The sequence below is a fragment of the Shewanella sp. NKUCC05_KAH genome (assembly GCF_019345585.1).
GTDB lineage: Bacteria > Pseudomonadota > Gammaproteobacteria > Enterobacterales > Shewanellaceae > Shewanella > Shewanella oncorhynchi.
In genome coordinates, this window is sequence record NZ_JAHKQZ010000005.1 from 222,487 (window position 1) to 244,748 (window position 22,262).

A 22,262-nucleotide genomic window follows, 5' to 3' on the forward strand; every position below is an offset into this window, starting at 1 on the left:
AAAGCAAGATGATCACATTAAGAAAAGCACAAGATCGCGGTCAAGCAGATTTAGGCTGGCTAAAGAGTCAACATACCTTCTCTTTCTCTAGCTACTATGACCCAGAGCACATGGGGATATCATCCCTAAGAGTCATCAACGATGACAGAGTGGCACCCGGCGCAGGTTTTGATACCCATGGTCATAAAGACATGGAGATCATCAGTTACGTGATATCCGGCACTATCGCTCACAAGGATAGCTTCGGCAATATCAAAACCTTACCCGCAGGAGAGTTTCAATTGATGTCCGCAGGTAAAGGCATTTACCACAGCGAGTTTAATGCCTCTAAAACCGAGCCGCTGCACTTTTTACAGATTTGGATCCGCCCAGATACTTTAGGCATAGATGCGGGCTATCAGCAAAAAGCATTTGAGCAAAGCTCGCCACTGACGGCTGTAGTGACACCAAACGGTGAAAATGGCACGCTCAAAGTGCAACAAGATGCGACCCTATATCGTTTAGTGTTGAGTGAAGGCGAAAAAATGACGATGGACAGAAACGCCGCTCAAGCAAATCGTCATCTGTTTGTTCAATTGATTGAAGGTACGTTGGATATCAATGGCACAACACTCATGGCTGGGGACGGCGCACATCTGACACAACTCGCAAGTGTCGACTTTACTGCAACAGGCGGCCCAGTTACCGCATTAGTGTTCGATTTATCGCCTAATGCGTAATACAAGCGATTAAATAATTCAGCTTCACTAGTTATTGGTTATTGGTTATTAGTTATTAGTTATTAGCAAACTACCAAGCAAACAATTGAGTAAGTGATTAGATGCCAGCTTGATAAGCACTCACCGAGAAGCACTGCCACAAGTCATCTTTGGCAGTGTTTTTTATTGGCGCTTCTATGGCGATGTGATAAAGCCGTGCTAACGGCCTCGTTTAGCTACCAGAACAGCCCTTGATAAGCTGAGTTAGAGGGCGAGCGTCATGCTGAAGTTAACCAACACTTGAGCTTGGCCCTGTGCTTTATCCGTCGCATTCAAAAAACGCTTATGTTCATTACGACGAATACTGCGAAATCCCTGTTTCTCAAAAAAAGGTCGCGCGAGATAGGATGCTTCAACTGTTAATCGTTTCAGCGCTAAGATTTTAACTTCTTCAAACAACGCAAAATACAAAGAGGTAGCCACCCCAGAACGGGCATATTCTGGATGAACAAACAAACATTCCACTTCAGCAGCGGCTTCAACATCGCTGTCGGCGCCTATCTTAAGATTGATAAAACCCACCAGCATATTATCGGTTTCGGCAACCCAAATAGTGGTTCCCTGTAAGCGTTCAAGCCAATAGTTCTCACTGCGGATCTCACCTTCGATATAAGCCCAAGCAGAGCGCTCGGCAAACGAGTAAAACTCGCCAGAACCTTGCATTACACTCGCCTCAAAGATTGCCGCCAGCTGCGAGACATCCGATGGCGTAAATAGTCGAATCTTCATTCTCAGCCCTCCATCTTGAATCATTAATTGACTTAGATTAACCGAATTCTAATTTAAGCTAAACAGTGCTGATTTAGTTAAATAGTGTCACTAAACGGCGTTAAGCTAATGTTTTACTGTGGAATACCTTACATCACTTTCTAGCTGAAACCATAGTAAACGCACGTTAAATATTCTTTCCTATATTCTTTTCCATATAGAAACCTGGGATCACTTGCCCAAGTTTTTGCTGATAACTGCGCTGTATTTGAATAAATCCCATCCGAGTAAACAACCCTTTAGAGAGATAAGATGCGTCCAAGCTCAAGCGCACATAGCCTTGTGCCTTAGCCCAAGCTTCTAAAACAAGATAAGCGCGCTCACCTAATCCCTTACCTTGATAATCTGGATGTATATATAAGCTATCTAAGTAACCTTGACGGGGGAAATGGGTTTCGACATTGATAAAACCGCAACAAACTGAAGAAGCAGTCGCTTCATCTATGGCTAAAACCACCCACGCCTTCGAGCGACGTAACCGTAAATCCCAATGTTTAGCCGATCTTGGCGCCGCAGACCAAGCCATAAGCTGCGCCTGCGCATAACGAACATGGGTAATGCTGTGCACGCAAAGGTGAAATAACTCACTCACTTCACGTGCATAACATGACTGATAAGGCTGGATCTCGAACTGTTCAAACGCCATAACTTGAGTGATCCCCTGCTGAGTAATAACGGCTAGAAAAATAGCCGCTATTTTGCCGCCTTTGTCCCCATCGAGATAGTCACAAACTCAGATTTAGCGGCATTGAACGCTAAAAACAAAAACGGCCTCGAAAGTATCGAAGCCGTTGAATTACAGAGGCGCTCAGGTTAGCGCACTCGATACTGCTGACTATTTCTTATCGATTTGGCCAACAAATAACAGTTTATCAAAGGTGCGGTTCAAGGTTTTGCTGGTGAATTCGTTCATCCACATTTGCTCAACCACAGCCACTTTATCGCCTTTGCTCACTTCAGTTTGAGGACCCGCGGCCCAAAAAGTGGTATCAGCTTCTTTAATCTGTACGTAGGTGTAACCACCACCGTTCATAGTATCAACAACAGTACCTTCGTGGGTGACACCCTGAGCCCAAGCACTTGACATGCCTAACGCTAAAGTCGCTACTGCCGCTAATTTTACCCATTTTGCCATCATGCCTGCGTTCCTTTTGTTTTGCTAATATGCTGCATTAAAGCACGCTAAAAACAATAAATCGCTAATCTCTATCACGAAATACAACACTTATCGCAAAAGCAGTATTTTTCTTAAAAGAAGGGAACTCATTTCAACAGAGGTTTTAGCATGCCTTCTAAGCCATTAAGTTTGATTTCGTACATTAGCGCTAATTGCTCACCAAGTTTCCCCTGAGGAAAACCTTGCTTATGGAACCACACCAAATAAGGTTCGGGTAGTTCGAGCAACTTACGTCCAGCGTACTTACCAAAGGGCATTTTTTGATTAACAGCATCAATAAGGAGTTGCTGATCCATAGGTTGTTATCTCATACAGAACGTCACGATAATCCTACGGATGCTACAACATAAGCGAACGAATGTCGCCGTTAACTACGTAAAAGTAACTATATACCCAAGGGCTTAAATACGCGCTAGCGAACACCTAAAAGGCATTCTCACATGAATATTAAGCGATAATTTTTAACAAATTAGGCCCTAAATTAGCGCAGGGTGCATACTGAAAACCATATTCACTACATAAGCGCTCATGCTCACCATGGGCGGTCATACTGACACAAGTTCCCGCACTCGCATGGTCATCAACAAAGGCCATCACCCGCTCAAGTATTATCTTTGCTAGCCCGTAGGATTGGTATTCGGGTAAGACAATAAAATCTTCAATCATCAAATGCCCGGGCTTGTTGCCATAAACACACGCCGTTGCCAATAGATTAGACTTAGCGGCCCCAGCGCCTGCATGTTCCAATTCAGTCTTGTCACTTAATCGAATAGAGACCCAGAACAATGCCTGTACATCCGCAAGTTCAACGCCAATAGAAGGGAGGCCAACTGTGGCCCGCAGATTAAGTAGTTCATGAAATAACGGTGCAGTTTCAACGAGTTCAAACTTAATAGGCATAATAGTTTTGATATCCATTTGGCATCCCTTCTCCATGGTTGAAATTTCAAGCGATTTAGACGTCAGTCTATAGAGATGATAAAGCCAGCATTTGGCAGTTTGATGACAAGTGCCTCACCAAACAAGACCACTTTCGACTGAGAAGCTGATAATTTACTCAGATCAGTTAATAACATTTAGAAATATAAAATTAACATTTGTACCAAGGAAGAAATAAAAAACTACACCCTAAGTCCTATGCACAGTTACCGATCACCACAAACAAACCTTTTAGCTGACGGATAACACATAAAACAATGTAAAACCAATAAGATAAAAAAACATTTTTATAAATCCCTCGTCTCATCTTTTTTGTCAAATTAACGGCATATGACCAGATACTGACAGAAAAACGCCTACGACAATTTAATTAAAAAACGTCAAAAAATCAGCCAATTGACCGAGATTAACATTAGGTTTACATTCGATTTCGGACATCAATGCGGATAGCTCCAAACACATCAACTCGCTGCACAAGGGTCATCAAAAGAATTAAGGAATGCGTCATGATAGTCTTAATCGGTGGAGAAAAAGGCGGCAGCGGTAAAAGTTGCTTGGCCCAAAATATAGCTGTATTTCTAACTACAGAATGTAGCGCCTCGGTCATTATGGTGGACTGCGATCCCCAGCGCACTACCTCTGATTGGATCCATGCAAGAAACAACAATCCGCAACTTGCCAGCATCAATTGCGTGCAACTTTACGGTAAGATCCGTAATGACTTACTCAGTCTTGAGCAACACTATGATGTAGTCATAGTCGACTGCGGTGGGCAAGATAACCTAGCGCTACGAGCAACCATGTCAGTCGCCTCTTACATTTTAATGCCCTTAAGACCTAAGCGCCGCGATTTAAAAACCGTATGTCACATGGACGATATCGTCGCGACGTGTAAGATGATTAATCCCAAGTTACGGGCTTCTTTTGTGATCACCCAATGTCCAAGTCTACCCAATCAAGCTAACCGAATTTTAGAGGCCAAAGAAGTCTGTAAAACCTATGATATCCATGTCCTTGACGCGATAACTTACTGTCGCAATGTTTATGATGACAGTGAAGAATCAGGATTATCGGTAATTGAAATCGAGCCCACAGGAAAAGCAGCCGAAGAAATTCGCACTATCGCCTGCGAACTATTCCAAGTCGATTGTGCTGCCAGCTTAGCCAATCTCCTACATCCCGCGATACACGCTCAGGGGGTGAGTCAAATGCATCATCATTTGACCCATCAAACTCAATCCACTCACACGACCACTCAACGAAGGGGGCAAAATGGGACTCAGCGATCTCAAGAAAAACGCTATGTCATCTAGCAGCTTACAGCACTCGCTTTCGTTAGATGAGTTTATTGAGGCGGCAAACTTGTACGCAATGGGACAAAGTCTGAATAAGATAAAAAGCAATCTAGATCATAAAGCAGATGCAACTGTCACAAAAAACACAGGCTCACAGGCAAATCACATCACAACTCACATGGCCCAGAGCCATTCCAATGTGTTGAGCTTGCACAACCAAAGCCTAGAAACAGACGTATTATTTCCGGCAAAAGTAGAAACTAAAACACACTATCGCAAAGCAACATTTTCCCTCAGTGAAGCGGCTATAACCCATCTTGCTACACTGGCAGAAGAAAGCACTATATCCAAATCAAAACTGCTTCGACTCTTGATTGAACAACACTTCGACCTACCTATTGCCTTGAGGCAATTACGAGAACAACGCCAAAACCGTTAACGATTCGCACTACTCCCACCCTTTTCCGGTAACTTAGCTAAGATCGAGTTACCGGCTTTTTACTCAAAAAGTAAAAAACACAATAAAAACCATCATAAAATCGCGGCATAAGTTCTGATCCCACCTATCCTTAAATATACATAATGCTGAATTAATGATATTAACTCAGAGTCAATACGTAACATTAAGGTGTTATTTTTGTTAAAACAGATCGGATTTATTTTTCTTTGTTTAACCGCAGCGATAATGATGCCCTGTTACGCAGAATTTTCATTGGCACAAATCCCGCCGCTAACAAACAAAACCCCCATCACTTTGGTCGCTGAAAAAGGATTTTGGACCGACTATTTAACCCAAGAAATGTTACCTAAATTCACCGCAAAAACCGGCGTAAAAGTGCAGGTGGTCAGTACTGAATTAGAGGATATGTTTAACTTACAGACCCAGAATTTACTTCAAGGTTCAGGCAAATACGATTTACTCACAATGGAAGCGGGCTGGGCTAAAGAATGGGCTGCCAATGGTTATACAGTGCCCTTAATTGAACTCGCTAAACTGTACGATCCCGATGGCGAAAAGGCCATGGAGAAATACCTAGAACCCTATTACCCATCGCTACTTAACATCTTGTCCTATCAAGGTGAAATCCATGCTATTCCCTATAACAATTATGTTATGGGAAATCATTATCGAGCAGATCTCTTTGATAATAAAACTGAAAAAGCTCAGTTTCTGCGTCAGTTTGGCTATCCACTCGCACCAGCAAAAACCTTAACAGAGTTACGAGATCAAGCTCAGTTCTTCACTCGTAAAGCAGGCACTACATTGGCGGATAAAATACTGACTCATGACTTTTACGGACTAGCGCTAATGTCGGGTGATAAACCCCATATTAACGATGAATTCTCTAGCATGATTTGGAGCTTAGGTGGCACTTGGATGCAGCCCGTCTATAACAGCCAGAAACAGATCTCCCATTTTGAAGTGCCCACCATCAACCATGAAGCCATTGAAGCGGCCAAGCAATATCGCAAATTAATGCCCTATGCCGTTCCCGCTAACGAGCAGTTTGCTTTCAATGAAGCAGCTAATGCTATTGCAACAGGTCAAGCGGCAATGTGGCCTTTTGCCTACAATAATCTGTGGTATAAATCCTTTAAAGTTGAACAGAACATTCTCGGCGCGCGTCTAGCCGTAAGCCAAGTGCCTGGCGGTTATCCCTACAATGGCGCTTATGCCTTTGCCGTTAGCTACGACAGCAAAAACCCTCAAGCTGCCTATTGGCTGCTCAAATATATGGGCACCTATGAGGCACAACATGCCTATGCTATGGGGGGTGGTAATCCCTGTCGTATGGATGTAGTAACAGCCCCAGAATTTAAAGATGAATCTTTAAGAGGCATAGCAGGCGCATTTGAGGCAAGCCACATAGCCAATATGTTTTGGTCTACTAAGGTCTTATCCTTTGGGCATTTCACCAGTACTGCCATGGGACAAATTTACCCTGAACTCAGCCACGCCTGTTTTAGCGCAAGCCGCAGACCCGCTAACAGTGAAGATATTTTCATTAAATTAAGTGCAGAGATAAAACACCTCCAAAATACCTATGGAGAGGTACCTGCTATTGACAAAGAAAATAATGCCAAGCACTAAACCACTGAAAAGTTTGAAACAAAAAATAACCTCAGCCTTCTATATCATAGTGGGCATGGCGCTATTAAATGGTGTTGTCGCCATATTACTGTCACAGCAACTCAAATCAGAAATTGAACACTTAGTCGGGGTAGATGTGGTAAAAGTCACCACTGCGCTGCAACTGGCAAAAAACAGTGAAAAACTACAAATCATTACTGCACGCTTGAATAACTATTATGATGAAAAACAAAGAACTAGCCTGTTAGGTGAACTTTCTACACAATGGGAATTACTTATCAATGACTCACGACTACTGGCCTCAATAGAAACTTCTACTGTCAATAAGCAAGAATTAAATCACGCCTTAGATACTCAACTGTATTACTTACAACAACTGCCATTACTCAACACGTTAACCGATACTGCCTTACAAGCCAATTCACAGGCAGCCAATATTCAAGCCAACTTAACGTCAATGGCGTCGGGATTTAGCGATGAAATGCAAACCCAATTTCAGCATATTAATACGGACTCTGAACGTCAGCTTAAGCTGAGAAACGTTGACCAGATTGCTTTAAATATCAATACCAATCAGCAGCTATCTTTATTTAGTCATCTAGGAGAACACTTATTTACCCAGTTAACTCAAGTGAATATCATCGACAATCTAGTTGAACTAAACCAAACCCAAAGAGATGCTATGCGACTGCTGTTAAGCATGGAGGCTATGCTTGATAGTATCGGTGGCGATAAAAACTTATATTTGAATTTGTTATCACAAATAAAACAGACCATGGTCGGTGAAGACAACCTCTTTGAACTTTCTCGCAAAGCGATTAGAAGCACTCATATCGCCAATGCGCATTTAGAATACCAAGCTGATGCCGCACAAATCGTTGCGACCTATACGCAGGATCTCGTTAACCAAGTTGAAAATGAAATTCAGCAAACAGGCCGCGAACTTAAAAACGATAGCACCGCATTTATCGTATTGATTTTCTGCAGTGGCATCTTATATTGCTTCTTCATCTGGCTCACCAGTTGGCACTTTATCACTAAGGGAATCATCAAGCCTGTCATGGCGACTCGAGATGCAATGAATGCTATTGCCAATGAAAAACTCGACGCCAGAATGCCTGTCACTGATAACTTAGAGCTCCAGCAAATGGTGAGCTCCTTAGAGACATTAAAAAGCTATGCAGCTCAGGTTAAAGGCATGGCCGAAACCGACGGATTAACTGGCTGCTATAATCGCCGCTATTTAGATTTACAACTCCAAAAAGAATTAGAGTATGCAAGGGACCACAACATGCCCCTAGGTATAATTCTGTTTGATATTGATAATTTTAAACAATTTAACGATAGGTATGGTCATGTCGCAGGCGATCAATGTCTTAAGAAAATCGTGAATGCCACCAAATCGATCTTGAAACAACCCACATACATGCTTGCCCGCTATGGCGGAGAGGAGTTCATGATAGTACTACCATCGAGCAATCTCGAGGAGGCATATCATTTTGCTGAAGTATTACGCAATAAAATCATCAGTTTAAAAATACCACATGAAGACTCCCCCCATGACGGCATACTGACAATCAGCGCTGGTATTACTTGCTGGGAGCGATCACAACCTATGGATACGAATAGCTTAATTAATCAAGCTGATGAGGCTCTCTATCACGCCAAACTAACAGGTCGTAATCGTACAGAGACACGACTAAACCAACCTGTTCGCTATTCCTAACCATAAAATGCGGCGACTGTTCAGTTTCTTTTTTCACCAGAGGATTGAGTTAAGCTAACTTCACCCCCATTAGCTAATACTAAGTTAATCAGGATTAAGTCAGGGAAGTATGCTCGCTATTGTTATCACGCTTATCCTAGGAATTGGCGCAATTACCTGGCTACTGTCGAGTCGTTGGCGCAGGACCTTACATCGTCGACGAGTCACGATGAAACCTTTTCCAAAAGAATGGCGCAGTATTCTCAAAAAAAGACTGCCTTACTTCCATGCTCTACCCGCAGATCTACAACTGCAACTCAAACGGCATATCCAAATTTTCATCGATGAAAAAGTCTTTATCGGCTGCGATAATTTTGAGATCACGGATGAAGTAAGAGTCACAATCGCAGCCCAAGCCTGTCTACTGCTACTCAATCGTAAAACCGACTTTTACCCCAAACTGAAACAGATTTTGGTCTATCCCGATGCCTTTATCGTCAATAATCAACATAAAGACACTAGCGGTATCGTGTGGGAACAACGCAATGTGCTGGCAGGGGAATCATGGGAATACGGTAAAGTTGTGCTCTCATGGAGAAATACTTTAGACGGCGCCGCCGATCCCCATGATGGTAATAATGTCGTAATCCATGAGTTTGCCCATCAGCTCGATCAAGAAGATGGCCAAGCCAATGGCGCACCCATTCTGCAGCATTTTGCCGACTACAGCACTTGGTCTGAAGTGCTAAGTAGGGAATTTACCCAATTACAACACAGTGCAAATTTTAGCACCCCCTCATTATTTAATTATTATGGTGCGACTAATCCCGCTGAGTTTTTTGCCGTCATCACCGAAGTCTTTTTTGAGAAACCAGAGGATTTTTACCAACAACACCCAGACTTGTATCGGGAACTGAGCCGCTTTTATCAACTCGATCCGATAAACTGGCATTAACCCATAAAAGTAGAGGCACGCAAATGCTCAAAGACACTCATGCATTCTCAGTTAAAGGTTCCAATATTCATCGCGCTACCTTGGGGTTACTGCTCAGCGCGTTAATGCTTGGCGGCCTTAATGTAAGCGTACAGGCACAGGACTCGCCAACACAAAGCGCTCAAACGACTTCGAATCCTGATCAACAAGCGGCGGCTCACGTATTAGATTTACTCAACCAATATTCAAGCGATGCCAATTGGGATAAATATTTTGCCCTGTACCGAAAAGACGGCATTTTTATTGGCACGGATGCGAGTGAGCGCTGGGGAATGGCGGAATTTGAACGTTACTCCCGCCCCACAAAAGGTTGGCGCTATGATTTAACTGAGCGTCATTTAATCCAACACGGCAATGTCATATTGTTTGACGAGTTATTAAATAGTCCAGCCTATGGCGTCAGTCGAGGAACTGGCACTTTAATCAAAACCAATGGCAACTGGGAAATAGCGCAATACCATTTAAGCTTTCCCATTCCTAATGAGGTAGCCAAGCAAATAACTGCCGAGATTAAAGCCGCAAACAAACAATAGTGCAGTACTCCCAAAAATACAGTTTGAAAGAATGCAATTTCGAAAGAATACAGCTTTAAATTGAAAAAACATAAAAAACAACAACTTAAGCAAACTCACTATCTCAGGGACACAGTAAAACACACATTCGCCAATTGGGAGAAGTGGATGAAACTTTGAAAATCCACGTCTTCAAATGCCCTTTCCGAAGGGCCCCTATCCGCATAATAAAACCCGATCACTTTACTATCGACTAATAATGGTGCTAATAAAAAGCCTTGACGTGACACATGTTGCGCTTGTAATTCTTTACACTGCTCTTGCCATTTCTTAGAGCTAGGATCATCTACCCAAAGCGGTAACTTATGCTCCATCGCTTGGTAAAATAATCCCCGCCTATCGCTCAAATCGATAATAAACTCTTGCTTAATGGCATCTGCATCACGACCTAATATCACTCTAGGTTGAAGTTGTTTACGGCTTGGTGACAATAACAGCACGCCGCACCGGTCAACGCCAACGCCCTCAAGTATACCTTCGAGAACCGTTTGCATGATTTGGTTAAAATCGGCTTTATTAATGGCGAAGCCTGTTAATTCTCGTAGCTTAGCTAACTGAATATTCAAGTTAACTTGATAGACAGGCATATCTAATGGAATGGGAAGTGGAACAGGTTTAACTGTGACCATACGCTTAGGATCAGGTAGATAGTCTAGCAACACCTTAGCACCATATACTTCAGCTAACTTATGGGTCGCATTCGCGCAGCGTTGCATCCGCACCATAAACTCATTTTCTTCTAGTCCAGTAAAACTCGCCGCTTGCGTGATACGTTTCCCTAATTCCTGCTTATCAAGATTAGGCTGAGATAAAATATCGCAGAGCTTATCCGCAATAAAAATAGACCGAATTTCAGGTCTTTGGTCTTCAGGATTATTAACTGCATGGACCAACAGTTCTCCCAATCCCCAATTGCGGGCAATACTTTGAGTTAATAGTGAAAAAGAAGTGCCGAGGGCTTCGCGGGTTATACTTCGTTCCTCTGCTGGCGTTGCACATTCACGTAGTTTTAGATCTAACTCTTCGGTGAACTCACCACCAATACTCCAAAAAGCGCTCTCACCTATGTGATACAGTAAAGAGGCTATAAAAGCTTCCTCCTGCATTTCTTCATCATAATGGCTCAACATCATCCGTGCAATCATGGCTGCTTGAAATGCTTTAGCCATCAACTTTATTAATCTTTGATATACGTTAGGTGCCAAATTTTTACTCTCTAACAAGCTTGAGAGTAACTTGGCTGTGATACAGATATTTCGCACCGCATCGAAACCAAGCACTATAGCCGCTCGGCTGACAGTAGAGATTTGGCTACTACCTTTATGGTAAATAGCGCTATTAGCAACTCGAAGAATACGAGAGGTTAAGGCGTTATCGTGCATCACGCTACGCCCGAGTAATGCGAGAGAGGAAACGTCATCCTTGGCGAGCTTTTCTAGCGATTTAACAGTCGAACACAGTGCTGGCATTTCCAATTCACTGATCCGATTTGTCCAATAATCGACCCCTTTATTAGTATTGTTATTAGGCTTCAACCTAAAGTTACCTTAGCGATATAATCTTGTTGTTTTTAGTATAGATAAACGCAAACATTTCGCCTGTTGTCTAAAGCTTGTTTTAGCAAATCATTCATTAATTGCTTAATAATTCAACATTAAGCAATATCTGCCTATAAAAATGCCCAAGACAAAGCTCGGGCATTTCAGTAAAACCGGAAATCAATCCACACTTAGGCTTTGAGGTACTGCTTAACAACACGCAACACTTTATCTATGTCCTGACGGCTGACATCTTTATGAGTCACAAGCCGAAGCGTACGCCCTGGGCTTATCAGGATGCCTTCCGCTCGACAGTGTTTAGCCAATAAGTTCGCATCAATATGGGATGCTAATGTAACAAATAACATATTAGTTTGTACTGCGGCTAAATTGACGTCGAACTCACTGAATTCTGCCAACTGCCGAGCTAAGTACGCCGCATTGTCATGATCATCACTAAGCCGTTGTACTTGCTCAGTTAAAGCAAGCTTACCCGCAGCGGCAAGTATCCCAGCTTGACGCATGCCACCACCAAGCATTTTACGCCAACGAATGGCTTTCTTAATCAAGCGTTCATCACCTAAGAGTAATGAGCCGACTGGCGCACATAATCCTTTGGATAAACAAATCGACACTGAATCAAAGTGCGCCGTGATATCACTTATCGCGATATTCTGCGCCACCGCAGCATTGGCAACTCGCGCACCGTCTAAATGAATTTTTAATCCGCGATTAAAGGCTAATGCCTGCGCATCCGCCAAATAGCTTTGCGGGAGAACCTTACCGCCAATCGTATTCTCTAAACTAAGCAAACGAGTACGAGCAAAATGGATATCATCAGGCTTAATTGCGGCTTCAATGTCAGCTAATGCAATAGTGCCATCTAATTGATTCATTAAAGGTTGAGGTTGAATGCTGCCTAGGACAGCGGCGCCGCCGCCCTCGAACTTATAATTGTGAGCCTGCTGACCGCACAGGTACTCATCTCCACGATCACAATGGGCCATCAAAGCCAATAAATTTGCTTGAGTACCCGAACAGGTAAATAATGCACTTTCAAAGCCAAACATCTCCGCAGCCATATCCTGCAAACTATTTACCGTAGGGTCATCACCGTAAACATCATCACCCACTTCGGCTCTGGACATGGCTAACCGCATGGCTGCTGTTGGCTGGGTAACAGTATCACTGCGTAAATCTATCATCTTGTCCTCAACTTAAAGTTTGGTTGGCGCATAATGGGCTCAAGACTCTAGCGCTAAAGGCTTATTTTGTATAGTTTATCGTCATACTTGTCGACAAATTTACCGATGTAGAACCTCGCATATACTTGAAGCAAGTATCGACATACTGACATCTACTAATAAAAACATAAATATACTCAAGATCTTGCCGATATCTATCTGTCGATGTATGGACGCTTGTACGCGTTTAGCTTGGCGAAAAGAGTCTTACTCGTTAGAATGCCACACTAAGATGGTCATGCTACAACAATGCGATCGCTTTAGTAATTTTGACTAATACTTATCGTTCAATAGGTGATTTGTAGTGAAAAACTCCCAATCTCGATGGATTCAGCTAGCGCTTTTGCTATTAAGTTTAAGCCTAACATCACAGGTATTTGCTTGGTCTGACACTGACCGAGATGGAGTGCCAGATATCAAAGATGCCTGTCCTAACACAGAGCCAAATACACCTGTTATGGCTAATGGTTGTGTGGAAGAAGCCGCTGTGGAAATAACTGCATCACCAGTTTGCGATATGAGTCATTCAAATGCTGAGTTAAACACAGATTGTCATAATATTTCTGCAGCTATGGTGTATTTTGAATTTGCCATTGCCGAGGTTGACTTTTCTCAATGGAAAACTTTAGCCTTAGTAAAAGCATTCTTAGAAACAAATGATGCTGAATTAACCTTAGTAGGCCACACAGATATCGTTGGTACACCAGAGTTTAATTATCAACTATCACTTCAACGGGCTCAAAATGTAAAACGTATTTTGGTTGAAGATTATGGCTTTAATCCAAATCGCTTTACCGTAATAGGTAAAGGTATATCTGAACCTGTAGCGGACAACCGTTCTAGCGAAGGGCGCAGTTTAAATCGGCGAGTAGAATTTATCGTCAATAATAAATAGTTTTTGTTAGCGTATATTTAGGGAGTTATTCAATGGAAAACCTCGAAGGTTTATTAAAGCAAGCACCAGATCTGATTGTGACTTATGGCTTAAAAACATTATTCGCCATTATCATCTTCTTTGTTGGTAAATACTTTGCAGGCGTAGCGCAGAAGCTTGTTCGTAAATTACTTAACAGCCGTAAAGTTGATCCGACAGTCGTTTCATTTGTCGCAAACCTCGCTTGGGCAGTGGTATTTGTTTTCGCGGTTATTGCTACGTTAGGCCAAATTGGCGTACAAACCGCATCACTGGTAGCCGTTATCGGTGCTGCAGGTTTAGCAATAGGCTTAGCGCTACAAGGTTCTCTGTCTAATTTTGCATCGGGTGTATTAATGGTGTTATTCCGCCCTTGCCGCGTAGGTGACTATATTGAAGCTGCAGGTATCGCCGGCACTGTTGATGAAATAACCATATTCTCAACCAAGCTTCGCACTCCTGATAATAAAGTTATCGTAGCGCCAAACTCATCTATCATGAATGGCACTATCACTAACTACTCAGCGATGGATAGTCGTCGTATCGATTTAGTGATTGGCGTATCTTATTCCGCCGATATCGCACTCACTAAAAAAGTATTGACCGATATTTTAGATAACAACCAGTATGTGTTAAAAGATCCAGCATATACAGTTGGACTTTCTGAATTGGCTAGCTCTTCAATCAATTTCGTGGTTCGTCCTTGGGTAAAAACATCTGATTATTGGACTGCACGTTTCCAACTGCTTGAGCAAATAAAAAATGCATTAGACGCTGCAGATATCGGTATTCCATTCCCACAAATGGATATCCATGTCAAAGAATTACCGCTAAGCAAATAACAATTAATGGATAAAAAAAGGTCGGTAATTACCGACCTTTTTTTATGGTTCTACGCATCATTTTAGCGTACCTTAATGGACAGATATTAGCGAAGGCACAGATATTCATGTGTGAGGAAATCCAATGCAAAAATATGTTTCATTTTTAGCCGCAAGCTGTATTTATAGCCTAGTTCTGATGAGCCCCAATACACTCGCCAGTGAGAAAACACAGGTTTTAATGGGTGAAAAAACAGTCACCTTGGAAGGGAAAAGACCAAAATTGTCGCAAATGGCGCCGGGGTTTAAAGTCGTTGATGAGCATTTCACGCCAGTGATGCTAAGTGATTTTAAGGGTAAAACTGTACTGATAAGTGCCGTGCCAAGCCTAGATACAGGTGTTTGCGCACTGCAGACGAAGCGCTTCAACAGCGAAGTTGGCCATTTTTCCGATGACGTCATCATGCTAACGATCAGTACCGATTTACCCTTCGCACAGAAGCGTTTCTGTAAAGTGGAAAACGTAGATAAAATCAAAGTGCTATCAGATAGCGTGTGGCGTGATTTTGGTGAAAAGTATGGTTTGTTAATTCAAGATTACGGCTTGCTGGCTAGAGCCATTTTCATAATAGATGCAGAAGGTAAGCTCCAATACCAAGAGTTAGTACCAAACATCACAGAGCATCCTAACTATGATGCAGCGCTTGAAGCCTTAAAAAACCTTCAAGCCCAGCAGTAATTCACAGCTAAAAACAGGGCAGTCTTAGCTGCCCTTTTGTTTAACGGTTCTATTTCTACGATTTGGTTTTACGATTTAATGTGTATGCTGATCGCCACTGGATTGGTAGTCAAAGGTCGGCATAGACCAATGATATCGCAGCGCCAACATCCGTAAGCTAAAACCAACGCTTAGACAAATAACCAGATTAATCCATTCCGTTAACTGATAGGCTTTTAAGACGATATACAAACCTGCGGTCAGTAGTGAAATCACCGCATAGAGTTCTTTCTTAAAAATCAAAGGCACTTGGTTACACAGAATATCGCGGATAACGCCACCAAAGACACCTGTGACCAATCCCATGACTACGGCAATTGTTGGGCTAAATCCCAGCATTAACGTCTTTTGTGCGCCCACGATGGAGAATACGGCTAAGCCTAAGGCATCAATAGCCAAAAATAACTTAGACAGATAACGCATCACAGGGGCGATAGCGACAGTGAGCAAAGAAGCGAATGCAATCGCAATAAGGTAATGCACATGCTCAACCCAAATTAAGGGGTAATTTCCGAGCATCATATCCCTTAGTGTACCGCCACCAATTGCCGTTGCGCAGCCAATGATCACCACACCAAACAAATCCATCTGCTTGCGGCCAGCCGCCAGAGCGCCCGTCATCGCCTCGGCAATAATCCCAATCAGCCAAAGTAATCCAATAATCTGCGTCTCATGCATCTTTGCAACTACCAACAACTCAAAGAATTGATTCTGCCTGATAACCTCTCAGTTCTATAATGATTTTATTTTGAATTCATCATTAGAAAAATTAATTCATCATCTTACTAATAATCTGATGCAGACTCCTATTACATTATTAATGTTATAGGATAAATATTATACAAAATAGTCAGTTATAAAAATGTTACCTTCACATTGTCATCTATGAAAATAGAATTTTTAATAAGTATTAATAACGTAAATCCAATCAGATGATAAATAACTGCAGATCATCTAATCGAATGGGCAAAACGCATAAAAATCAGCCACAAAAAAGCGGCCCTCAGGCCGCTTAATTTTTATTCAAACTGAGTCAGGACTACTTAGTGTCAGGCTTAGGGGGATAATTTGCCATCACACTGCCCACAGCTTGATTGATGATCTGTACTCTTTCTTCTGGGGTATTTTTGTCGCGAATGGTATCGGCAACAGAACCGCGCCAGATCAGTTTAGTGGTTTTATTATCAACCAAATCAATAATCAGGGTGCCGACTTCATATTCTCTTACTGTGGTTTGGGTCTGCATATTGCCGCCCCAACCCCATCCTGGACCATAGTATGGGTTGTAGCCAAAATTACTATTGAAGGTATCAACATTAATCTTCTTATCAACTTTGGTCAGATAATTAACAAGTACATCAGCATCTTTTGCATCAACTAATGTCATCCCCTTACTCGCTAACTGGCTATTCACCGCTTCTCTGACCCGTTGGTCCATCAAGCCATCCAAATGATATCCAGCAGAATCCGTTTTCTGAGCAACCCAAGCATAGGTTTTATATTGGGTAAAATTGGCGCTAGGATCAAAATCCCAACCTGACTTCATCGAACTACAGGCACTGAGTGCCAACACAGCTAATGCTACAAAAATATTTTTCATCTTAATTTCCTCAGATGTTCGACCCGAACAAAGACAAGTATCAGAGATATGAATTTAGCTTACAGAGCAACAGCCTAATCTACAACTCAATTGATTAAAAAGCAGCATCTCATTCAGCTTGACTTCAGCAAAGCCAAAGATGATAATGATTATCAATTGAGATTTAAGGGAGGTGTTGAAATGTACTGGTTTATTAGCGCGTTTATGGTTGCATCTGCCATTTTTTTCCTTGCACCAGAAAAAATTTCTCTCGAGGCGAATAACGCCAAAATTAAACGTCATTTGCCTACCAGTTTACTGATATTACCCCTCCTAGTCCTTGGCTGGTTGGTTATTGATACCATTGCTAATGGCACTAACTATGCCACAGTCGCCGCATTTGGTTTTGTTACAACAGCCTGCTTAATTGCATTACCTAAGTTACATAAATTTATTATGCCCAGTGCATTACTCACCGCTGTGGCGCTGATAGCCATGGTATTCATGCGAATGAATTAATCCTGAGCTTTAAGCTTACTTTTCAAAAATATGCTTACTTCCCTGCAAAGAGTTAGCATTTTGTTCAGACCACTTAAGGATAATCCTCAAGTGGTCTTTTTTTACCTCCCAGAACCCCTGCAAATTTGATAAACTGAACGGGTATAAGTCATCTTTTAACACCAATGAATGAAATCTATGAAAGCAGATCCTAATGTATCCTTAGTGTACAGCACCGACAAAGGCCGTATTAATGCAGAGCCCGTCACTAAAGTGATTCCTGAATCCGACGGTATAGTCAGGATCCATAGAGACAGTAAGGGCCGCAAAGGCAAAGGCGTTTCGATTATCTCAGGCCTAGGTCTCGATGAAACCGCGTTAAAAGCAATGGCTCAAACCCTTAAAAAACAATGCGGTTGTGGTGGTACGGTTAAAGATTTCACTATTGAGGTCCAAACCGATAACCGCGAGCAATTAAAGCTATTGCTTGAGAAGCAGAACTACAAAGTTAAATTAGCTGGCGGTTAATCTCGCCCGACTTAGCAATATAGCAGCAAGCTAGATCAACTTAGCCACATCAAACGGAGTAGTTTAATGGAGAGTTTGCAGAACCATTTCTTAATTGCGATGCCCTCACTACACGGTACGTTTTTTGAACGCTCAGTCATTTATATCTGTGAACATGATGCCAAAGGCGCCATGGGGCTGGTGATCAATAAACCGCTCGGTATCGAAGTTAATTCGCTATTAGAACAAATGGATTTGCCGGCAGAGCAAGTCTCCGCGGATTTAGTGCTCAATGCCAATGTCATGATGGGCGGCCCCGTTTCCCAAGATCGTGGCTTTGTGCTGCATACCTCTCAGCCCTATTGGGCCAATAGCACAGATCTGGGTTGTGGTTTAATGCTAACCACTTCACGTGATGTGTTAACCGCGATTGGAAGCAACAGATCGCCCGAGAAGTTTCTCGTCGCATTAGGTTATGCTGGATGGAGTAAAGATCAGCTCGAACAAGAGCTTGCCGATAATTCTTGGCTCACAATTCCAGCAACGAATGCGCTCTTGTTTGACATTAAACACGAAGACCGTTGGCCACAGGCCAGCCGTGCTCTCGGATTTGATGCTTGGCAAGTTTCAGCTCAAGCGGGTCACGCTTAAGCCTATTTATTAATATAAGTCCGCACACTATGAATTCGAAAACCGTATTAGGCTTTGATTTTGGCACTAAGAGCATTGGTGTGGCTATAGGCCAAGAGATCACCGCCAGCGCCACACCATTATTATCACTCAAGGCCGTCGATGGTATCCCAAATTGGGATCAGATAGGCGACTTAATCAAAGAGTGGCAACCTGACTTAGTCGTCGTTGGTCTGCCTTTAAATATGGATGGCACAGAGCAAGATATGACCCACAGGGCGCGTAAATTTGCGAACCGCATCAATGCTAAGTTCAAAGTCAAAATAGCCACTCAAGATGAGCGATTAACTACCACTGATGCTAAGGCCAGATTATTCGAATTGGGCGGGTTTAAGGCGCTGACCAAAGGTCAAGTCGATGCGGTGTCGGCAGTCCTTATCATCGAAAGCTACTTCGAAAATAACTTCAGCAAGTAATGCCACAATAAATAAAACTACAAAAAAAAGAAAAGGATAAGTTGCCTTATCCTTTTAGTTTGATGTTTAACCAGATAAATTACCGGATCAAAAATGTGGCTTCACTAAGTTGGCCATCATAGTAATGTGTGCATCATCATCGTTTAGTGCAGCGATGTAACGGAACTTCTCACCACCCGCCTCGGCAAAGAGATGACCATTCTCACCAACAATTTCTTCCAGCGTTTCTAAACAATCAGCGCTAAAAGCTGGGCAGACGATAGCAATATCACGCACGCCTTGTTGCGGCAACGCTTTCAAAGTCGCATCGGTATAAGGTTGTAGCCATTTGGCTTTACCGAAACGCGATTGGAAAGTCATGACAAACTCATCTTTACCTAACCCAAGTTTTTCGGTGACAAGTCGAGTCGTTTTCATACAGAAGCAGTAATAAGGATCGCCTAAATGCAAATTACGCTCAGGCATACCATGGTAAGACAACACCAATTTTTGCGGTTTACCATGGGCTTCAAAATCAGCCGTGATCGAATTAGCTAACGCGTTAATAAAGTCAGCATTGTCATGATAAGTATTAATAAAATGCAGTGCTGGAATATAGCGCCACTTGGACAACTCAGCCGCAATCGCATCAAATGCAGAACCTGTGGTTGGGGCCGCATATTGGGGATATAAAGGTAACACCACGATTTTATCAATGCCATTTTGATGCATAGTTTGCAATGTACTGGCGACCGATGGACTGCCATAACGCATGGCTAAATGCACAGAAACATCATGGTTATCAGCTTTAAGCTTATCCGCTAACTTTGCGGTTTGACGCAAACTAATGTCCATCAACGGAGAACCTGCCGCAGTCCATACCTTTTGGTATAACGCTGCCGATTTTGCAGGCCGTACCCTCAAAATAATCCCGTGTAAAATCAACATCCACACTAGCTTAGGAATTTCGACGACTCGGGGATCCGCTAAAAACTCTGCAAGATAACGTCTAACAGCAGATGCTGTGGGTTCATCTGGAGTACCTAAATTCAACAACAACACGCCTACTTTGCCGCGCTGCCCGTGTCCAACTTCTTTGGATAAGCCTGAAAATTTAGCCAAAACAGCCTCTTAATTAATAAATATTCGTAAGATTAAAGTACAGATTCTATCGCTTGCTTAAGCTCTTCACTATCTGGCTTCACTTTAGAATTGAACTGTTGCACAACCGCGCCATCACCGCTGACGACATACTTATAAAAATTCCACTTAGGCGCACCGGTTTTTTCGGCTAAGTATTTGAAGACACTATTAGCGTCACTACCACGTACTGGCGATGTCGACAGCATAGTAAAGGTGACACCGTAATTGATGTAACACACCTTAGCCGTATCTTTCTCATCATTTTCTTCTTGGAAAAAATCATCCGATGGGAAACCAATGACCACTAAGCCTTTATCTTTGTAGTTTTCATGCAATTTTTCGAGCGCTTTAAACTGCGGGGTGTAACCACAGTTACTGGCCGTGTTAACAATCAACACTGGTTTTCCCTGAGTCAATTCACACAGATTAACTGTCTCTTCAGAATGTAATTTTCGTACTTCAAGGTTCAGATACTCGGGACAAGTAGCAGCCATAGCGCCAACACTCATAAAGCTCGCTGTCATAGCGAATATCATGGGTAATTTTTTCATTGCTTTCTCCTTTACCAGTACATTACGCAAACGCACTAGGTAAAGATCATATTGAATTAAAAAATAAAAGCTATGGATAATGGCAACATAGCGATGAAGTAGAACCGATTGAGCTGAACGAAAATCTAATACACAAACAAAAAGCAGCCCATAAAGAACTGCCTAACCCAGAACCTGACTATCGCGTTAGTCCATGTCTAAGGTGACACCTTCCATAAAACCTGAGCCCGTGGATTCTTTATTCTGCAATTTAATCATCAAACGTAAATCGTTTGGTGAATCAGCATGGTGCAGCGCATCGGCGTAACTAATCTCGCCATCGACATAAAGTTTCAGCAAGGCCTGATCGAACGTCTGCATGCCCTGCTCGTTGGATTTTGCCATGGTTTCTTTGAGTAAATGCAGCTCGTTCTTCGCAATTAAACTCGCCACCCTTGGGGTGTTAATCAATACTTCAATCGCGGCGCGACGCCCAGTGCCATCGACTTTCGGTATCAATTGCTGCGCCACAATACCGCGTAAATTCAATGATAAATCGAACAATAACTGTTGATGCTTACTCTCAGGCACGAGATGCATAATCCGGTCTAACGCTTGGTTGGCGTTGTTGGCATGCAAGGTTGCCATACAAAGGTGACCCGTCTCCGCAAATGACAGCGCAAACTCCATCGTCTCTTGGGTACGGATTTCACCAATCAAGATCACATCGGGAGCTTGGCGAAGGGAGCTTTTTAGCGCCGCATCGAAAGATTCAGTATCTATGCCCACTTCACGCTGGGTGATAATGCTTTTTCTGTGGTCATGAACGAATTCAACCGGATCTTCAATAGTCAAAATATGCCCACGAGCATGACCATTGCGATAACCCACCAAGGCCGCCAAGGACGTTGACTTACCCGTTCCCGTTCCGCCTACCATAATGATGAGGCCACGTTTACTCATCACCAGATCTTTTAGAATAGGCGGCAATTTTAAATCATCGACATCAGGGATTTTAGTCTCAATACGGCGCATCACGCAGCCAGGCGATTCACGCTGCCAAAAAGCGCTCACCCGAAAACGACCTAAATCCTTTGCCGCAAAAGCGAAGTTACACTCACGAGTGGAATGAAACTCTTGCTTCTGAGCCTCAGTCATTAACGACTCAACAAAATCCAGGGATTGTGCTGGTGTAAACGCACTTTCTGCCAAGGGACGCAATTCACCGTCAATCTTGGCACTCGGCGGAAAACCCGCTGTGATGAACAAGTCGGAGGCTTTGCGTTCCACTATCACTTTTAAAAACGGACGAACATCCATCATAAA

Annotated in this window: 26 protein-coding genes; 14 read left to right on the top strand and 12 right to left on the bottom strand. The window is 42.7% G+C overall.

Annotation, left to right across the window (positions count from 1 at the left end):
• Nucleotides 1-8: 8 nt before the first annotated feature.
• The gene (locus KO533_RS07170; protein WP_219253452.1) at nt 9-719 is read left to right on the top strand and encodes a pirin family protein; all 711 of its coding nucleotides are present in this window, start codon (nt 9-11) and stop codon (nt 717-719) included.
• A 243-nt stretch (nt 720-962) separates the two neighbouring features.
• Here the strand turns inward: KO533_RS07170 and KO533_RS07175 are convergent, their stop codons facing one another.
• The 5 genes from KO533_RS07175 to KO533_RS07195 form a co-directional block, all read right to left on the bottom strand.
• Nucleotides 963-1,487, bottom strand: coding sequence for a GNAT family N-acetyltransferase (locus KO533_RS07175; RefSeq protein WP_198572655.1), 525 nt, complete (start codon nt 1,485-1,487; stop codon nt 963-965).
• Between the two features lie 166 nt (nt 1,488-1,653).
• Nucleotides 1,654-2,172, bottom strand: coding sequence for a GNAT family N-acetyltransferase (locus KO533_RS07180; RefSeq protein ID WP_219253454.1), 519 nt, complete (start codon nt 2,170-2,172; stop codon nt 1,654-1,656).
• Nucleotides 2,173-2,361: 189 nt separating this feature from the next.
• Complete coding sequence (locus KO533_RS07185; RefSeq protein ID WP_006082493.1) at nt 2,362-2,664, bottom strand: hypothetical protein; 303 nt, start codon at nt 2,662-2,664, stop codon at nt 2,362-2,364.
• 125 nt (nt 2,665-2,789) lie between these two features.
• Nucleotides 2,790-2,999: a DUF3820 family protein gene (locus KO533_RS07190; protein WP_006082494.1), complete on the bottom strand. Its 210-nt coding sequence runs from the start codon at nt 2,997-2,999 to the stop codon at nt 2,790-2,792.
• Between the two features lie 151 nt (nt 3,000-3,150).
• Nucleotides 3,151-3,621, bottom strand: coding sequence for a GNAT family N-acetyltransferase (locus KO533_RS07195; protein ID WP_105251887.1), 471 nt, complete (start codon nt 3,619-3,621; stop codon nt 3,151-3,153).
• 527 nt (nt 3,622-4,148) lie between these two features.
• Between KO533_RS07195 and KO533_RS07200 the strand changes: the two genes are divergently transcribed.
• The 6 genes from KO533_RS07200 (at nt 4,149) to KO533_RS07225 (ending at nt 10,261) form a co-directional block, all read left to right on the top strand.
• Entirely contained in the window at nt 4,149-4,955 is an 807-nt protein-coding gene (locus KO533_RS07200; RefSeq protein WP_219233950.1) for an AAA family ATPase, read from the top strand.
• Entirely contained in the window at nt 4,915-5,376 is a 462-nt protein-coding gene (locus tag KO533_RS07205; protein WP_219253456.1) for a CopG family transcriptional regulator, read from the top strand. The genes KO533_RS07200 and KO533_RS07205 overlap by 41 nt, the downstream gene beginning before the upstream one ends.
• Before the next feature lie 249 nt (nt 5,377-5,625).
• Nucleotides 5,626-7,029, top strand: coding sequence for an extracellular solute-binding protein (locus KO533_RS07210; RefSeq protein ID WP_219253486.1), 1,404 nt, complete (start codon nt 5,626-5,628; stop codon nt 7,027-7,029).
• Nucleotides 7,016-8,755 carry a GGDEF domain-containing protein gene (locus KO533_RS07215; RefSeq protein ID WP_219253457.1) on the top strand — a complete coding sequence of 580 codons (1,740 nt, stop codon included), beginning with the start codon at nt 7,016-7,018 and terminating at the stop codon, nt 8,753-8,755. Before KO533_RS07210 ends, KO533_RS07215 begins: the two co-directional genes overlap by 14 nt.
• Before the next feature lie 109 nt (nt 8,756-8,864).
• The gene (locus KO533_RS07220) at nt 8,865-9,689 is read left to right on the top strand and encodes a M90 family metallopeptidase (RefSeq protein ID WP_219253459.1); all 825 of its coding nucleotides are present in this window, start codon (nt 8,865-8,867) and stop codon (nt 9,687-9,689) included.
• A gap of 23 nt (nt 9,690-9,712) precedes the next feature.
• A complete protein-coding gene (locus KO533_RS07225) occupies nt 9,713-10,261 on the top strand; it encodes a nuclear transport factor 2 family protein (RefSeq protein ID WP_219253460.1) in 549 nt (182 codons plus the stop codon).
• Nucleotides 10,262-10,359: 98 nt separating this feature from the next.
• Here the strand turns inward: KO533_RS07225 and KO533_RS07230 are convergent, their stop codons facing one another.
• Nucleotides 10,360-11,835: an HDOD domain-containing protein gene (locus tag KO533_RS07230; RefSeq protein ID WP_113939427.1), complete on the bottom strand. Its 1,476-nt coding sequence runs from the start codon at nt 11,833-11,835 to the stop codon at nt 10,360-10,362.
• A 194-nt stretch (nt 11,836-12,029) separates the two neighbouring features.
• The gene (ltaE, locus tag KO533_RS07235) at nt 12,030-13,043 is read right to left on the bottom strand and encodes a low-specificity L-threonine aldolase (protein ID WP_219233945.1); all 1,014 of its coding nucleotides are present in this window, start codon (nt 13,041-13,043) and stop codon (nt 12,030-12,032) included.
• Nucleotides 13,044-13,386: 343 nt separating this feature from the next.
• On the opposite strand from ltaE, the gene KO533_RS07240 reads away from it, so the two are divergent.
• The 3 genes from KO533_RS07240 (at nt 13,387) to tpx (ending at nt 15,555) form a co-directional block, all read left to right on the top strand.
• Nucleotides 13,387-13,977: an OmpA family protein gene (locus tag KO533_RS07240; RefSeq protein ID WP_219253462.1), complete on the top strand. Its 591-nt coding sequence runs from the start codon at nt 13,387-13,389 to the stop codon at nt 13,975-13,977.
• Nucleotides 13,978-14,009: 32 nt separating this feature from the next.
• Nucleotides 14,010-14,837 (top strand): mechanosensitive ion channel domain-containing protein, encoded by an 828-nt coding sequence (locus tag KO533_RS07245; protein ID WP_028761273.1) that lies wholly within the window; start codon nt 14,010-14,012, stop codon nt 14,835-14,837.
• Between the two features lie 124 nt (nt 14,838-14,961).
• Nucleotides 14,962-15,555 carry a thiol peroxidase gene (gene tpx, locus KO533_RS07250; RefSeq protein ID WP_219253464.1) on the top strand — a complete coding sequence of 198 codons (594 nt, stop codon included), beginning with the start codon at nt 14,962-14,964 and terminating at the stop codon, nt 15,553-15,555.
• Between the two features lie 75 nt (nt 15,556-15,630).
• On the opposite strand, the gene KO533_RS07255 is transcribed toward tpx, so the two are convergent.
• Together KO533_RS07255 and KO533_RS07260 are read right to left on the bottom strand one after the other, a co-directional pair.
• On the bottom strand, nt 15,631-16,272 hold the full coding sequence (locus KO533_RS07255) for a trimeric intracellular cation channel family protein (protein ID WP_028761275.1): 642 nt from the start codon (nt 16,270-16,272) through the stop codon (nt 15,631-15,633).
• A gap of 361 nt (nt 16,273-16,633) precedes the next feature.
• On the bottom strand, nt 16,634-17,194 hold the full coding sequence (locus KO533_RS07260) for a DUF4136 domain-containing protein (protein WP_028761276.1): 561 nt from the start codon (nt 17,192-17,194) through the stop codon (nt 16,634-16,636).
• 180 nt (nt 17,195-17,374) lie between these two features.
• On the opposite strand from KO533_RS07260, the gene KO533_RS07265 reads away from it, so the two are divergent.
• From KO533_RS07265 to ruvX, 4 genes are all read left to right on the top strand, one after another.
• The gene (locus tag KO533_RS07265) at nt 17,375-17,692 is read left to right on the top strand and encodes a hypothetical protein (protein ID WP_105253083.1); all 318 of its coding nucleotides are present in this window, start codon (nt 17,375-17,377) and stop codon (nt 17,690-17,692) included.
• Between the two features lie 177 nt (nt 17,693-17,869).
• Complete coding sequence (gene yciH / locus KO533_RS07270) at nt 17,870-18,199, top strand: stress response translation initiation inhibitor YciH (protein ID WP_219253466.1); 330 nt, start codon at nt 17,870-17,872, stop codon at nt 18,197-18,199.
• Nucleotides 18,200-18,265: 66 nt separating this feature from the next.
• Nucleotides 18,266-18,829 (top strand): YqgE/AlgH family protein, encoded by a 564-nt coding sequence (locus tag KO533_RS07275; protein WP_173243658.1) that lies wholly within the window; start codon nt 18,266-18,268, stop codon nt 18,827-18,829.
• Between the two features lie 29 nt (nt 18,830-18,858).
• On the top strand, nt 18,859-19,284 hold the full coding sequence (gene ruvX / locus KO533_RS07280; RefSeq protein WP_028761279.1) for a Holliday junction resolvase RuvX: 426 nt from the start codon (nt 18,859-18,861) through the stop codon (nt 19,282-19,284).
• A gap of 87 nt (nt 19,285-19,371) precedes the next feature.
• On the opposite strand, the gene hemH is transcribed toward ruvX, so the two are convergent.
• The 3 genes from hemH to KO533_RS07295 form a co-directional block, all read right to left on the bottom strand.
• The gene (gene hemH / locus KO533_RS07285; protein WP_219253468.1) at nt 19,372-20,385 is read right to left on the bottom strand and encodes a ferrochelatase; all 1,014 of its coding nucleotides are present in this window, start codon (nt 20,383-20,385) and stop codon (nt 19,372-19,374) included.
• A gap of 32 nt (nt 20,386-20,417) precedes the next feature.
• Nucleotides 20,418-20,957: a glutathione peroxidase gene (locus tag KO533_RS07290; RefSeq protein WP_219253470.1), complete on the bottom strand. Its 540-nt coding sequence runs from the start codon at nt 20,955-20,957 to the stop codon at nt 20,418-20,420.
• Nucleotides 20,958-21,143: 186 nt separating this feature from the next.
• Nucleotides 21,144-22,256 (bottom strand): PilT/PilU family type 4a pilus ATPase, encoded by a 1,113-nt coding sequence (locus KO533_RS07295; protein WP_028761282.1) that lies wholly within the window; start codon nt 22,254-22,256, stop codon nt 21,144-21,146.
• Between the last annotated feature and the right edge of the window lie 6 nt (nt 22,257-22,262).

What these genes read in the sequence shown, in the direction of transcription:
- tpx (WP_219253464.1), top strand. Translation starts at nt 14,962, where the DNA reads ATGCAAAAATATGTTTCATTTTTAGCCGCAAGCTGTATTTATAGCCTA.
- KO533_RS07180 (WP_219253454.1), bottom strand. Translation starts at nt 2,172, where the DNA reads ATGGCGTTTGAACAGTTCGAGATCCAGCCTTATCAGTCATGTTATGCA.
- KO533_RS07295 (WP_028761282.1), bottom strand. Translation starts at nt 22,256, where the DNA reads ATGGATGTTCGTCCGTTTTTAAAAGTGATAGTGGAACGCAAAGCCTCC.
- ltaE (WP_219233945.1), bottom strand. Translation starts at nt 13,043, where the DNA reads ATGATAGATTTACGCAGTGATACTGTTACCCAGCCAACAGCAGCCATG.
- KO533_RS07170 (WP_219253452.1), top strand. Translation starts at nt 9, where the DNA reads ATGATCACATTAAGAAAAGCACAAGATCGCGGTCAAGCAGATTTAGGC.
- KO533_RS07195 (WP_105251887.1), bottom strand. Translation starts at nt 3,621, where the DNA reads ATGGATATCAAAACTATTATGCCTATTAAGTTTGAACTCGTTGAAACT.
- KO533_RS07220 (WP_219253459.1), top strand. Translation starts at nt 8,865, where the DNA reads ATGCTCGCTATTGTTATCACGCTTATCCTAGGAATTGGCGCAATTACC.
- KO533_RS07275 (WP_173243658.1), top strand. Translation starts at nt 18,266, where the DNA reads ATGGAGAGTTTGCAGAACCATTTCTTAATTGCGATGCCCTCACTACAC.
- KO533_RS07225 (WP_219253460.1), top strand. Translation starts at nt 9,713, where the DNA reads ATGCTCAAAGACACTCATGCATTCTCAGTTAAAGGTTCCAATATTCAT.
- KO533_RS07210 (WP_219253486.1), top strand. Translation starts at nt 5,626, where the DNA reads ATGCCCTGTTACGCAGAATTTTCATTGGCACAAATCCCGCCGCTAACA.
- KO533_RS07175 (WP_198572655.1), bottom strand. Translation starts at nt 1,487, where the DNA reads ATGAAGATTCGACTATTTACGCCATCGGATGTCTCGCAGCTGGCGGCA.
- KO533_RS07200 (WP_219233950.1), top strand. Translation starts at nt 4,149, where the DNA reads ATGATAGTCTTAATCGGTGGAGAAAAAGGCGGCAGCGGTAAAAGTTGC.
- KO533_RS07185 (WP_006082493.1), bottom strand. Translation starts at nt 2,664, where the DNA reads ATGATGGCAAAATGGGTAAAATTAGCGGCAGTAGCGACTTTAGCGTTA.
- KO533_RS07245 (WP_028761273.1), top strand. Translation starts at nt 14,010, where the DNA reads ATGGAAAACCTCGAAGGTTTATTAAAGCAAGCACCAGATCTGATTGTG.
- KO533_RS07190 (WP_006082494.1), bottom strand. Translation starts at nt 2,999, where the DNA reads ATGGATCAGCAACTCCTTATTGATGCTGTTAATCAAAAAATGCCCTTT.
- KO533_RS07290 (WP_219253470.1), bottom strand. Translation starts at nt 20,957, where the DNA reads ATGAAAAAATTACCCATGATATTCGCTATGACAGCGAGCTTTATGAGT.
- KO533_RS07260 (WP_028761276.1), bottom strand. Translation starts at nt 17,194, where the DNA reads ATGAAAAATATTTTTGTAGCATTAGCTGTGTTGGCACTCAGTGCCTGT.
- ruvX (WP_028761279.1), top strand. Translation starts at nt 18,859, where the DNA reads ATGAATTCGAAAACCGTATTAGGCTTTGATTTTGGCACTAAGAGCATT.
- KO533_RS07205 (WP_219253456.1), top strand. Translation starts at nt 4,915, where the DNA reads ATGGGACTCAGCGATCTCAAGAAAAACGCTATGTCATCTAGCAGCTTA.
- KO533_RS07265 (WP_105253083.1), top strand. Translation starts at nt 17,375, where the DNA reads ATGTACTGGTTTATTAGCGCGTTTATGGTTGCATCTGCCATTTTTTTC.
- KO533_RS07215 (WP_219253457.1), top strand. Translation starts at nt 7,016, where the DNA reads ATGCCAAGCACTAAACCACTGAAAAGTTTGAAACAAAAAATAACCTCA.
- yciH (WP_219253466.1), top strand. Translation starts at nt 17,870, where the DNA reads ATGAAAGCAGATCCTAATGTATCCTTAGTGTACAGCACCGACAAAGGC.
- KO533_RS07255 (WP_028761275.1), bottom strand. Translation starts at nt 16,272, where the DNA reads ATGCATGAGACGCAGATTATTGGATTACTTTGGCTGATTGGGATTATT.